The organism is Anaerobacillus sp. ABD4_527 (assembly GCF_056160805.1).
In genome coordinates this window covers 794838-807897 of record NZ_JBSWXZ010000001.1, presented here as the reverse complement: position 1 = coordinate 807897, position 13060 = coordinate 794838, and the positions used below count along the sequence as shown (strand labels likewise).

The 13060-nt window shown below is 42.2% G+C and carries 12 protein-coding genes; all 12 read left to right on the top strand.

Features of this window, described 5'->3' with window-relative positions:
* Positions 1–4 precede the first annotated feature (4 nt).
* The 12 genes from bshA (at position 5) to asnS (ending at position 12974) form a co-directional block, all read left to right on the top strand.
* Positions 5–1141 (top strand): N-acetyl-alpha-D-glucosaminyl L-malate synthase BshA, encoded by a 1137-nt coding sequence (gene bshA / locus ACXAHI_RS04215; protein ID WP_474846167.1) that lies wholly within the window; start codon positions 5–7, stop codon positions 1139–1141.
* Positions 1138–2325, top strand: coding sequence for a CCA tRNA nucleotidyltransferase (locus ACXAHI_RS04210; RefSeq protein ID WP_474846165.1), 1188 nt, complete (start codon positions 1138–1140; stop codon positions 2323–2325). The genes bshA and ACXAHI_RS04210 overlap by 4 nt, the downstream gene beginning before the upstream one ends.
* A complete protein-coding gene (locus ACXAHI_RS04205; RefSeq protein WP_474846164.1) occupies positions 2310–3287 on the top strand; it encodes a biotin--[acetyl-CoA-carboxylase] ligase in 978 nt (325 codons plus the stop codon). Before ACXAHI_RS04210 ends, ACXAHI_RS04205 begins: the two co-directional genes overlap by 16 nt.
* Positions 3288–3569: 282 nt before the next feature.
* Complete coding sequence (gene panB / locus ACXAHI_RS04200; RefSeq protein ID WP_474846162.1) at positions 3570–4409, top strand: 3-methyl-2-oxobutanoate hydroxymethyltransferase; 840 nt, start codon at positions 3570–3572, stop codon at positions 4407–4409.
* Positions 4406–5269, top strand: coding sequence for a pantoate--beta-alanine ligase (panC, locus tag ACXAHI_RS04195; RefSeq protein ID WP_474846160.1), 864 nt, complete (start codon positions 4406–4408; stop codon positions 5267–5269). The genes panB and panC overlap by 4 nt, the downstream gene beginning before the upstream one ends.
* A 5-nt stretch (positions 5270–5274) precedes the next feature.
* Positions 5275–5658, top strand: coding sequence for an aspartate 1-decarboxylase (panD, locus tag ACXAHI_RS04190; protein WP_474846158.1), 384 nt, complete (start codon positions 5275–5277; stop codon positions 5656–5658).
* A gap of 121 nt (positions 5659–5779) precedes the next feature.
* On the top strand, positions 5780–8575 hold the full coding sequence (gene dinG, locus ACXAHI_RS04185; RefSeq protein ID WP_474846156.1) for an ATP-dependent DNA helicase DinG: 2796 nt from the start codon (positions 5780–5782) through the stop codon (positions 8573–8575).
* A 40-nt stretch (positions 8576–8615) separates the two neighbouring features.
* Positions 8616–9449, top strand: a complete 834-nt coding sequence (locus ACXAHI_RS04180) for a ComEC/Rec2 family competence protein (RefSeq protein ID WP_474846154.1) — start codon at positions 8616–8618, stop codon at positions 9447–9449.
* Between the two features lie 231 nt (positions 9450–9680).
* A complete protein-coding gene (locus ACXAHI_RS04175) occupies positions 9681–9851 on the top strand; it encodes a YpmA family protein (RefSeq protein WP_224877917.1) in 171 nt (56 codons plus the stop codon).
* Between the two features lie 12 nt (positions 9852–9863).
* On the top strand, positions 9864–10349 hold the full coding sequence (locus ACXAHI_RS04170; protein ID WP_474846152.1) for a cell wall elongation regulator TseB-like domain-containing protein: 486 nt from the start codon (positions 9864–9866) through the stop codon (positions 10347–10349).
* 24 nt (positions 10350–10373) lie between these two features.
* Complete coding sequence (locus ACXAHI_RS04165; RefSeq protein ID WP_474846150.1) at positions 10374–11567, top strand: pyridoxal phosphate-dependent aminotransferase; 1194 nt, start codon at positions 10374–10376, stop codon at positions 11565–11567.
* Positions 11568–11681: 114 nt separating this feature from the next.
* On the top strand, positions 11682–12974 hold the full coding sequence (asnS, locus tag ACXAHI_RS04160) for an asparagine--tRNA ligase (protein ID WP_474846148.1): 1293 nt from the start codon (positions 11682–11684) through the stop codon (positions 12972–12974).
* The last annotated feature ends 86 nt before the right edge of the window (positions 12975–13060 follow it).

Here is a 13060-nt window from a genome sequence, read left to right as displayed (position 1 = left end):
GAGAATGAAGTTAAAAATCGGCATCACATGTTATCCGACGGTTGGTGGTTCTGGAGTAATCGCGACTGAGCTCGGAAAAATGCTAGCTGAAAAGGGGCATGAGGTACATTTTATTACGAGCAGCGTCCCGTTTAGGCTCGATACATTTCATCCAAACATATTCTTTCATGAGGTAGAAGTTAATCAATACGCCGTATTCCGTTACCCACCTTATGACCTGACACTAGCTAGTAAAATGGCAGAAGTCATCCAACGTGAGAACCTAGACCTCCTACACGTTCACTATGCTGTTCCACATGCGGTGTGTGCGTTTCTTGCAAAAGAAATGGTCGGAGGCGATGTTAAGATCGTGACAACGCTTCACGGAACAGACATAACAGTGCTTGGCTACGATCCTTCTCTTACACAGCTAATTCGCTTTGGAATCGAGAAATCGGACAGTGTTACGGCGGTTTCTGATGATCTAGTTAGACAAACGCAAGAACTGCTCGAGACAAGTAAACCGATTGAAACCGTTTATAACTTTGTAGATGAAAGAGTTTACTATCCTAAGCGACGCGAAGATTTACGAAAAGGGTATGGTATCAAAGAGGAAGAGAAAGTTATCGTTCACATTTCGAACTTTAGAGGTGTGAAGCGAGTACCAGACGTCATAAAAGTTTTCGATCGTGTTCAAAAGCAATTACCAGCTAAACTTCTTCTGATAGGAGATGGTCCTGAAATACAAGTCGCCTGTCGCCTAGTAAGTGATCTTGGATTGAATGATAAAGTGAAATTTCTTGGAAAGCAGGAAAACGTGGCTGAAATTTTGTCGATCAGTGATTTAAAGTTACTTCTGTCTGAGAAAGAAAGCTTCGGCTTAGTTGCCTTAGAAGCGATGGCTTGTGGAGTTCCTGCAATCGGAACAAACATAGGGGGAATTCCTGAAGTCATTGATCATGAAGTAAATGGATACATTGCTGAGGTAGGGAATATAGACGAAATCGCATCTTATGCTCTCCGACTACTATCAGATCGTGAACTACATCAAAAGTTTAGCGAAGCGTCTCTTAAAGCGGTTCAAAGAAAATTTGCATCGGAGTTAATCTTAGAGCAATACGAGTCGCTTTACTATAAAACCATTCAGGAGGAGCTAGTTTGATCCAACTCGAAGGTGATACTGCTAAGAAGTCTCTTAATGTGATGCGGACATTGAAGAACGCAGGATATGACGCTTATATCGTAGGAGGAGCAGTCCGAGATCTTTTATTAGGTTTGCCTGTTTCAGATTTCGATATCGCTTCTTCTGCTCATCCAAACGAGGTGATGAAGCTTTTTGAAAAAGTCATTCCAACTGGCGTTCAACATGGAACGGTAACGGTCGTCCTTGAAGGTGAACCTTTTGAAGTAACAACGTTCCGATCAGAGGATAACTACAATGATTTCCGTCATCCTTCAGAAGTCACTTTTTTGAATCGTATTGATGAAGACCTTGCAAGAAGAGACTTCACGATGAACAGTATGGCGATCGGAGAAAATGGTGAAGTTGTTGATCCGTTCGGTGGAAGAGAAGACTTAAAACGCGGAGTGATCCGTACAGTAGGTGATCCAGATGAGCGGTTTTCAGAAGATCCTTTGAGAATGTTACGAGCATTACGATTCTTGAGCGTGTTCTCATTTCGCTTTGAAGAAGAAACCTTAAAGGCTATTAAGAAAAGTGCTCCATTGTTATCTCATATCGCAGTTGAAAGAATGACAGTAGAATTCAACAAGCTTCTCGCGGGGCCTGCAGTCGTCAAAGCACTAAAATTAATCGTAGATACCGGAGTATACGCTTATTTGCCGGGATTGGCAGATCGGAAAGCGTACTTAGAAAAAGGAATGGATGTAAGTATTTTAGAGTCGAAAGAAGAAAGACTCGCATGGCTTGCAAATGATCATGATGATCCAACTACGTTTTTAAAAGGGTGGCGACACTCTAACGACGTTCTAAAGAAGGTTACTAAAATCCTTAGTACGATAGAGAAAGTGAAGATCGAAGGATGGAATCGAGAGACGGTTTATTTTGCCATTCCATACGAGAAAGAAAGTGAACGTGTCTTAGCTTGCGTGCAAAATCGTGTTCCTACATATGAAAACATCGATCAGATCGCATTAGATCTTCCCATCACTTCTTCTAATGAGCTAGCGGTAACAGGCGAAGATCTTTTATCATGGACCGGACAAAAACCAGGTCCATGGGTAGGAGAATACTTGAAACGAATTGAGCAAGGGGTACTTAAAGAAGAAATTAAGAATGAGAAAACTAGCATTAAAAGGTGGCTTGAATATTGGCAGACTCAATAAGACAGCGATTGTTGCAAATGCTTGAAGACCATACCGACACATATGTATCAGGACAGATGATCAGTGATTCGTTAAACGTATCACGAACGGCGATATGGAAACATGTTGCTGAACTAAGGAAGAATGGGTATGAAGTTGAAGCTGTTCAAAAGAAAGGATATCGTATCGTAACGCGTCCGAATTCGCTTTCTAAGGAAGAAATCAGCCTGAAACTCTCTACCGACTTTATCGGTAGAGAAATCCATGCCTATTCTTCTGTTGAAACGACGCAGTTTATTGCCCATAACTTAGCACATAGCGGGATACAAGATGGGGCGATCGTCGTTGCTGACGAGCAAACAAAAGGCAAAGGAAGATTAGGAAGATCATGGCATTCCCCCAAAGGCAGTGGCATTTGGACAAGCATCATCTTGCGACCGAAGTTACCGCCTCAGCGCGCACCTCAATTTACCTTGATCGCCGCAGTAAGTGTTGTTCAAGCAATCAAGAAACAAACCGGCCTGGAAGCTGAAATAAAGTGGCCGAACGATATCTTGATAAATGGCAAGAAAATCGTTGGCATTCTAACAGAACTCCAGGCAGAAGCGGATCAAATCAAGTCGGTGATCATTGGTATGGGAATCAATGTAAATGCAGATGAATCAGATTTCCCTACAGATTTAACAACAGCAACTTCGTTGAAAATCGAAAGCGGTGAAGATGTTAATCGTGCAGCGCTACTCGCAGCGATACTGAATGAACTTGAAGTACTTTATACCGAGTACATGGAAAATGGCTTCCGTATGATCAAGCTTTTATGGGAAAGCTATGCCATCAGTCTTGGAAGAAAAATCAAAGCAAGAACATTAAACGGCGTTATCGAAGGATTAGCGAAAGGGATTACAGAAGAAGGCGTTTTGTTGTTAGAATCGAGTGACGGCAAGACGCACCACATCTATTCAGCTGATATTGAAATCTGCTGATTCCTTTCCACAAACGTAAGATAATCTGCTATACTACAGGTGTAAGGGCGGTATCTTCTTTAAGAACCGCACCGTTTTATGAGTGAACAAAAATATTCTGCCTTGATCCGTAGCGGACTGGGACAGAGGGATGAAACCGATATGTAACCTCCTGGATGTTGGAGTGTTGCGGTATGCCTGTGTGCAATTACAGGCCGATTAGGGTACCCCTGTCAACCGTTAACCTCTACCAGGAGTTTTTTTGTACGGTTTTAGTTTCCTCTAGAAAAGGAGGAGAAACAATTGAAAACAACGAGTGATTTTAAAAAGATGAAGGAAAACAATGATCCGATCGCCATGTTGACTGCGTACGATTACCCTTCTGCAAAACTTGCAGAGGAAGCTGGAATCGACCTTTTATTAGTAGGAGACTCCGTTGGTATGGTAGTCCTTGGCTATGATTCTACTGTTCCTGTAACGATGGATGATATGGTTCTTCATACAAAGGCCGTAAATAGAGGCGCACGTCATACGTTTATTGTAAGCGATTTACCGTTTCTCACGTACCATAGTTCGCCTAGTGAAACGTTAGCTCAAGCAGGACGATTGATGCAAGAAGCAGGAGCGCATGCCGTAAAGCTCGAAGGCGCAGGAGATGTTATCACGCATATCGAGAAACTTACCACGGCAGGTGTACCGGTAATGGGTCATCTTGGACTAACGCCGCAATCTGTAGGCGTATTAGGTGGATATAAAGTGCAGGCGCGAGGAAGCGAGGAAGCAGCCAAGCTGCTCGATGATGCAAAGGCGATCGAACGTGCTGGTGCTTTTGCCCTCGTCCTTGAATGCGTACCACAGCAATTAACGGAAATCGTAAAGTCAGAGCTTACGATTCCTGTGATAGGAATAGGAGCAGGTGTCCAAGCAGACGGTCAAGTGCTCGTCTACCATGATTTAGTCGGTTACGGAAGTGGCCACGTGCCTAAGTTTGTGAAACAGTACGCCGAGATAGGTGAGACCGTATCGCAGTCGATCACGTCCTATATTGATGATGTTAAAAAGCAATCATTTCCAGAACCAAAACACTCTTTTAACATGAAAGAAGAACAGCTCGCTGCGATGTATGGAGGTGAGAAGTCGTGAAGATCATCTCCTCAATAAAAGACATGCAAGTAGAAGCGAAAAAACAAATGAAGCTCGGCAATACGATCGGGTTTGTCCCTACGATGGGGTTTCTTCATGAAGGTCACACGAGCTTAGTTGAAAGAGCTAGAGAAGAGGACGACATCGTTGTGATGAGCATCTTTGTTAATCCACTTCAATTTGGACCAAACGAAGACTTCGACAGGTATCCAAGGGACATTAAACGAGATGAAGAGCTAGCAAGAGAAGCTGGCGTGGATATTTTATTTTATCCGCATGTTGATGAGATGTACCCTGAGGACCGTACGACAACGTTAACTGTGAATAAACGAGTTGATACTCTATGCGGTGAATCAAGACCAGGTCATTTTGATGGTGTAGCAACAGTCGTACTAAAGTTATTCCAAATCGTTTTACCAGATCGTGCTTATTTTGGATTAAAAGATGCACAGCAAGTCGCTGTTATCAAAGGATTAGTAGAAGACTTCAATGTACCTGTTGAAATCGTCCCTTGTCCCATCGTAAGAGAAGTGGATGGTCTTGCAAAAAGTTCACGAAACGTCTATTTAACACCATCCGAGCGAACGGATGCATCACAGCTCTCAAATATTTTAGTAAGTGCAAAAGAAGCGATCAGAAGTGGTGAAACTAGCGCAGGTAAAATCAAAGAATTAGTTGAGGAAAGCCTTCAACAGACCGTTGGAGAGATCGATTATGTAGAAGTGCTTTCTTATCCAGGTTTAAAACCGATCGAAGCGATCGATGAAGATATCATCGTAGCTGTAGCTGTTCAGTTTTCAGCAGCAAGACTGATCGATAATGTGATCGTAACTAGAAGTGAAATCCCGATAGGAGTGTAATCAGCATGTTTTTGACGATGATGAAGGGGAAGATCCACAGAGCCCGCGTAACGGAAGCCAACCTAAATTATGTTGGGAGTATAACGATCGATGAGGATATCATCGATGCTGTGGGGATGTATCCGAATGAAAAGGTTCAAATCGTAAATAATAACAATGGTGCAAGGCTCGAAACGTACATTATCCCAGGGGAAAGAGGTTCTGGCGTCGTATGTCTTAATGGAGCGGCAGCACGACTCGTGCAACCAGATGATGTTATCATAATCGTTGGCTATGCGATGATGAGTGAAGAAGAAGCTAAACAGTTCACACCTCGAGTAGCGATCATGAACGATCGAAATGAAATCGTAGATATGATCGGTGCGGAACCTGCTTCAACCATTCTATAGGTATAAAAGCTCTGGTAAACGTTCCAGAGCTTTTCTTTTTCAAAATTATTTTCCGTTCGACTTAAAAAGTGATAAAGTTATACAGGTGAGAGTAAGGTTTGAAGCAACTGGAGTGAAAAGAATGAACCGCTATACAGTTATTGATTTTGAAACAACGGGAAATTCTCCGAAAAATGGAGATCGAATCATACAAATCGGCTTGGTCGTTATAGAAGATGGAACCATCGTGGACCGATATTCGTCCTATGTGAACCCAGAACAGCCTCTTCCATCATTTATACAGCAGTTGACTGGGATTTCTGACGAAGATGTTAAAGACGCTCCACTTTTTGATGAAGTAGCTCCTGAGCTGCTAAAACGACTTGATGGGGCTTATTTTGTTGCGCACAATGTTAGATTTGATTTGAACTTTATGAACGCTGAGCTTGATGAAAGTGGATACGAGCCTTTTGATGGTCCGATTTTGGATACTGTAGAGCTCGCAAGAATCTTCCTTCCGCAAGCAGAAGCTTATAAATTGTCGTGGTTAGCCGACCACCTTGAAATCGTTCACGACAACCCGCATCAGGCGGACAGTGATGCAGAGGTGACGGGAGAACTTTTGAAATACTTATTTCATAAACTCGAATCTCTTCCAGTCGTCACGTTAAAACAGCTAGCTGAACTTAGTCCAAGACTCTTAAGTGACATGGAAACCATTGTAGAGGAACTAATCGAAACGAAAGAGAAAGCGATTGAGCCTGAAGGGGAGTTTGAAATCTTTCGCGATATTGCGTTAAAGAGGCAAGTGGAGGTTGAAGTAGCCGAACCATTAAAAGAACCGATCCCCTTTGATGAGATTCAACAAAATCTAGCTACGACCATGGCAACGATCATACCTGGTTATGAGACACGTGATGGCCAGAACGACATGATGAGAAGTGTAGCAGATGCTTTTGATACAAATCACCATGTTCTGATCGAAGCAGGAACGGGTATCGGCAAATCGCTTGGCTACCTTTTGCCGGGTGTGTCTCATGCGAAAAACACGAATAAACCAGTCGTCGTAAGTACGCATACAATTCAACTTCAGGAACAATTGCTTCAAAGAGATATCCCGTTCTTAAGAGAAATCTTACCGTTCGATTTTAAAGCAACGGTTTTAAAGGGTAGAAGCAACTATCTTGATATGACGAGGTTTGAACAACAGCTATTTCAATTCGAAGAGAATAACTATGACACCATCTTAACGAAAGCTCAAATACTTGTCTGGCTGCTTGAGACGGACTATGGAGACGTAGAGGAACTAAACCTTTCGAGCGGTGGAAAGTTATTCTGGCAACAAATAAAGAGCGATGCGACTGTATCAGCAAATCACCGGTCACCATGGTTTTCAAGAGACTTTTATCACCGCAGAAAACGGTTAGCCATGAACGCTGATCTTATCATCACGAATCACGCTCTTCTCTTTAGTGATTTGATCAACGATCATCAGCTTTTACCAGCGTATCAACAAGCTATCATCGATGAAGCTCATCATCTTGAGGATATCGCTACAGAGTTTTTTGGAGTGAAAACCGATTACTTTTCGATTCTACAAGGCTTCGTAAGAATGGGTTTGAAAGACGGAGATGGTCTTTATGGAAAAACGGTGGGTATCCTTAAAAACATCGGTGTTGAACTTGATGAGATCACATCAGATATCGATGCATACGTTAAAACGATACTGTCAGATTTAGATGAGCTCTTTAGAATGCTGCATCGGTATGTGCAGAAGAACATCAACCGTTCGAATGAAATCGGTCGCTTAAGTTATAGACTTACTGATGAAAAGGGCTCATCCTGGGATGCGATCCAGGAGGCAGCACATCGGCTCGTCTTTTACTTAAAAGACCTCGATAAATTGTTAGTAAAGATCGAGAAAGAATTAGATCTTAATGAAGACGACTTAACGCGAGAGCAAATCAATGCTGCTGCAGATTTCAAAGGCCTACACGCTTCCGTACTAGAGGAGCTTGCGAAGATCGATTATTTATTGCTACAAGATCAGTCGAATGACGTTAAATGGGTAGAGATCGATCCGAAAGGTGCGATCAACTCAGCTTTTCTATTCAGTCGACCTGTCGAGGTAGGCGAACTGTTATCACAAGAATACTTTGGTAAAAAGAAGAGTATTCTTCTTACATCTGCCACGCTAACCGTTCGAAATTCGTTCGACTTTATCATTAAGAGACTTGGACTGGATGAGTATGGACCTAAGACGTACCGTTACGAATCACCGTTCGATTATTCAGAGCAAGCAAGGTTGATGATCCCAACAAACCTTCCAATGATAAAAGATGTCTCTGACTATGAATTTGTGGATCACATTACAGACGCGATTTTAAAAATAGCAAGAGTAACAAGAGGTAGGATGCTTGTGCTATTCACCTCGTACGATATGCTCAGAAAAGCTCACCTAAGGATGAAAGAGCTTATGCAGCATGACGACTTAACGTTGATCAGTCAAGGCGTCGATAGCGGTAGTCGCGTTCGATTAACGAAGAACTTTAAAGAAAGTGACGATGCGATTCTTTTTGGAACGAGCAGCTTCTGGGAAGGTGTCGATATTCCTGGTGAAGATCTAAGCTGCCTGATCATCGTTCGATTGCCGTTTTCGCCTCCAGACAATCCTGTATTTCAAGCAAGGTCTGAGAAACTAAAGCATTCAGGTGGAAATCCTTTCATGGAACTTTCCTTACCTGAAGCCATCATACGATTTAAGCAGGGGTTCGGTCGTCTTGTGCGGTCTCAAAAGGACAGAGGAGCGGTTTTTGTTTTCGATAAAAGGATTATATCAACAAGATATGGCCGCTTGTTCGTAAAGTCATTACCTGACGTACCGATGATGAAGGGCAGTGTAGAAGAGCTTGTGAACGAACTCGACCTCTGGTTATAAATCATGATTTTTTCACACACTACTTTTAGGGGGTAGTGTGATGAAAAGATTAATGATGTTTCTCCTTTTATGCTTGGTTCTATCAGTAAATACAGCTGGTTCAAATGCACCGATCCAATCAGTAGATTTGAATCTGGAAAACAAGGAGATCGCAGTGACGTTCTTTGATTTGTCTGTGGGTGAAGCAATACTCGTTCAAGATCCGATCGGAGGGACCGTCCTGATTAATACAGGAAGTTCTGCTTCAGAAGAAGAACTCATCGACCGTCTTCAAATGTATCAAGTGAAGGAAATTGAAGAAATCTGGTTAACGAATGCTGACGAAGCCTATTCTGGCAATATCAATTCCTTACTTAGGTATTTTAATGTGAAGAAGATCATTGCTCCTGAACGCCTCGTCGATTCATTGATTCAAGAAATTCCTTCTCAAACGAAGGTAGGTAACTTGAATGTGGAGGAAAAGGTAGAAATCGTAGAAGGTGCGTCGATCGATATCATCGATATATCTAAGGCAGGAGTTACTACTTTTATGCTATCCTTAGGTAGTCAAGACTTATTGTTTATGGGTGAAACGAATCGCGAGCTTGAGGAAGAGATCGTAGCTTCTGGAAGAACTGCAGAAGTATTAAAAGTAGCGAACTTTGGAAGTGATATCGGAACGACCTCTCAGTTTCTAGATGCGATCAACCCACAGATGGCGGTTATCTTTCGTCATAAAAAAATCGACATAAGTGAAGCCATACTCGAACGACTTAGTGAAAATTGGACTGAAGTGTATTATCCATATCGCATTGGGAGTGTGACCATTCGAATGCAGCTCGACGGGTATGATGTGATCACTATTCCAACGAAGACCACTCCACAGGGCCATTGAAGAATAAGTATTGCAAAAATCATCAACTTATTTAAAAATAAGGTTAGGTTGTGTGTAAAAACGTAAAAGCCTGCGTTAAAACGCAGGCAATCGTTGGATAGTGGGGCGAGTATTACGGTTTGCACCGTTCCCGCTTTTGCGGTACTTTTAGTTTGTCACGAAGAATGGTAACTATAAGTAGCAAATATTTGCGCTGTTGGAATATCCAAACTATATAGGGAGATGACACGAGTGGAGAGTAATATCGAAGTATTATCGACAGTAAAAGTTACAAAATCTCTTGATATTTATAAAATCGTCGATGCGTTGAACCGCACATTAAAGGAAAGAGATTTAATGTTCGGACTGGCCCTTGACGAAGAGGATCAGGAAAAGATGGTATTTACAATATATCGTACATAATAGGGTGTTCGTATGCGAATTTTGGGGATTATATTAGTTTTAGTTCTAGGTTTAGTGGTCTGGCAAGGGGTGTCTTTTTATCAATCGATATTGGATAGTCCTAATAAGCTTGAAGAAAAAGCCAAAGGTGCTGCAGGGTTAAGCGAAGTGGACGAAACGATCCATTATCATGGAACGAACGGCGCGTACGTCGTTTTTAAAGGTAAGAATGAAGATGGTGAGTCCGTCTATACGTGGGTGCCTGAAAAAAAGGGATCCCCTGTCACGAAGAAAGAAGATGAAGGGGTAGCTTCAAACGTTGTAAAATCGAATTTAAACGATCGATTCTCACCAACAGAAATAATCAGTATTAAACCAGGGATCGAAGTAAACCAGGATGGTCAAGAAGTGCTTGTTTGGGAAGCAACGTTTGTTGATGATCAGGATCGCTATACGTTTGCATACTACTATTTCAGTAACGGTGAATACTGGCGCTCGAGAAGCATCAGACAAAGTTAATGAACCTGAAGGAGGAAGAGTAAGATGAAACTATCTAACAGAGTGGCGGCTTTGACGCCTTCTGCCACACTAGAGATTACTGCAAAAGCGAAAGCATTGAAAGAAGAAGGTCATGATGTGATTGGCCTTGGAGCTGGTGAGCCTGATTTTAATACACCAGAACATATTCTATCTGCTGCCGAAAAAGCAATGAATGATGGTCTAACAAAGTATACGCCCTCAGGTGGAATTCTTCCCCTTAAGAAAAGCATTATAAGTAAATTTAAAAAAGATCAAGACATTTCATATACACCAGAAGAAGTTATCGTTTGTACTGGAGCAAAGCACGCTTTGTATACATTGTTTCAAGTCATTCTAGATGAAGGGGATGAAGTGATCATTCCGACTCCATATTGGGTAAGCTACCCTGAGCAAGTGAAGCTCGCTGGTGGAAAGCCCGTTTATGTAGAAGGAAAAGAAGAGAACGAATTCAAGGTTTCGGTTGAACAGCTACAAGAAGTCGTAACTTCAAATACCCAGGCAATCGTAATCAATTCTCCATCGAACCCAACTGGATCTATCTACTCAAGAGAAGAGCTAGAGGCGATCGGTGCATTCTGCCTTGAACATAATATTCTTATCATCTCTGATGAAATTTATGAAAAGCTTGTATATGAAGGTGCGAAACATACATCCATCGCTCAGCTTTCAGACGAGTTAAAAGAGCAAACGGTCGTGATCAACGGTGTTTCGAAATCTCATTCGATGACAGGTTGGAGAATTGGATATGCAACAGGAAACAAACAGATCATCAAAGCGATGACAAACCTTGCTAGTCACTCTACATCGAATCCAACGTCTATTTCTCAGTATGCAGCTCTTGCCGCTTATGAAGGAACGCAAGAACCTGTTGAGACCATGAACAAAGCATTCGAAGAGCGACTCAATATCGTTCATGAACGTTTAAGTGACATCCCAGGGTTCACTTGTGTCAAGCCAAAAGGGGCATTTTATCTTTTCCCGAATGCAAAGGAAGCTGCTAGGATGACTGGATTCGATTCCGTCGATGCATTTGTTAAAGGGTTATTGGAAGAAGAAAAAGTAGCGCTTGTTCCTGGGTCTGGATTTGGATCGCCAGATAATGTGCGTCTTTCGTACGCAACGTCATTGGATATTATCCTTGAAGCGATCACGCGTATTGAACGCTTCGTGAAGTCAAAACAAACGTCCTCTGTCTAATGTTGTTCCACACGCTTAGGACAGGTATAATACAAAGTGATGATGAAAAAGAGGCTATGTAATAACAAAGTGTTTAGCCCGCACGTTTTTATATAAGTTGGAGGGAAATAAGTAGTGAAAACGACGATTTCAAACGTAAGTAAAAAAGTCGAACAAACAGTTACGATCGGAGCTTGGCTACATAACAAGCGTTCTAGTGGAAAGATTCAGTTCTTACAGCTTCGAGATGGAACTGGATTTATTCAAGGCGTTATGGTAAAGAAAGAAGTCTCAGAAGAAGCGTGGGAAGCTGCTAAAGGACTTACGCAAGAATCTTCTGTATGGGTTACTGGAATCGTTAGAGAAGACGATCGTTCACAGTCCGGGTATGAATTAACAGTAACGGATATCGAACTGATTCATGAAGCTGTCGATTATCCGATCACACCGAAAGAGCATGGAACAGAATTCCTAATGGACAACCGTCATCTTTGGATTCGTTCACAGCGTCAGAATGCGATCCTTCGTATTCGTAACGAAATCATTCGAGCAACTTACCAATTTTACAATGAGAATGGGTTTGTGAAAATCGACCCTCCAATTCTTACAGGTAGCTCAGCTGAAGGGACAACAGATCTCTTCCACACAAAATACTTTGAAGAAGATGCGTATCTTTCTCAAAGCGGTCAGCTCTACATGGAAGCAGCTGCGATGGCGTTCGGACGAGTTTTCTCATTCGGACCTACGTTCCGTGCAGAAAAATCAAAAACACGTCGCCATCTGATCGAGTTCTGGATGATCGAACCTGAGATGGCATTTATGGACCACGAAGAAAGTCTTGAAGTACAGGAACAGTATGTGAGCTTCCTCGTGAAGTCTGTTCTAGAAAATTGTCAGATCGAGCTAAAGACACTTGGTCGTGATGTATCCAAGCTAGAAGCGATTCAAGCGCCATTCCCTCGTATTTCTTATGACGATGCGATTTCTTTACTTAAGGAAAAAGGATTTACGGATATCGAGTGGGGAGAAGACTTCGGTGCACCACACGAGACAGCGATCGCAGAAAGCTTTGAAAAACCCGTGTTCATAACGAACTATCCAAAGGATATCAAAGCATTCTATATGAAACCTGATCCAGAGCGCGAAGATGTTGTGCTTTGTGCTGACTTGATCGCTCCTGAAGGGTATGGAGAAATTATTGGCGGAAGTCAGCGAATCGATGACCTTGCTCTTATGGAGAAGCGTTATGAAGAGCATGGCTTAACTGACGAAGCTTACAAATGGTATTTAGAACTACGTAAATATGGATCTGTGCCACATTCAGGCTTTGGACTTGGTCTTGAGCGAACAGTAGCTTGGCTCTCAGGCGTCGAGCACGTTCGTGAGACGATTCCATTCCCTAGACTTTTAAACAGATTGTATCCATGATAAACTAGCTAAGGGACGCTTCTTTCATATTTGAAAGGAGCGTCTTTATATGAAGTGGTTGCCGAATTTTTTCAACGTTTTAAGGG